Raw genomic sequence first — 537 nt, 5'->3', positions numbered from 1 at the left:
CCCCCAAACCCCCCCCAACCAACCACCAACCAACCAGCCCCAACAACCCAAACAAAACACCACCCCACACCAACCAACCACAACAACAACACAAAACACCACAACCAAAAACACCCAACCCACCAAAACAACAACACCAACCACACCCAACGCGAACAACAAAACCCCGCCCAAACCCAACACCAAAAAAACCCCACCACCACCCACACACAACCACCCCAACCCCAGACAACAACACACAAACGCAACCACCCCAGCCACCCCACCCCCCCCCACCCCCCCCCCCCCCCCCACCCCCCCCACCACCCCCACCCCAACCAACACCACCCAAACCCCCACCCCCACAACCACACAAACCACCCCAACCACAACCACCAACACAACCCCTACAACCCAACCCCAACCCAAACCCAAACCCCAACCCCGACCCAAACCCAAACCCCAACTCCAACCCAAACCCCAACCCAAACCCAAACCCCAACCCCAACCCAAACCCAAATCCCAACCACGACCCCAACCCCAACCACAACCCCAACC

1 protein-coding gene is annotated in these 537 nt (G+C 59.2%); it reads right to left on the bottom strand.

All coding sequences use genetic code 11. From position 1 onward, the window contains the following. A partial coding sequence (locus ACTHUR_RS17585; RefSeq protein ID WP_440400011.1) for a hypothetical protein occupies positions 1 to 537 on the bottom strand: 537 nt, incomplete at both ends.

It is taken from the genome of Neisseria sp. P0021.S007 (assembly GCF_051956855.1).
The sequence above is the reverse complement of the archived record's forward strand: the minus strand, read 5'-3'. Positions and strand labels throughout refer to the sequence as shown.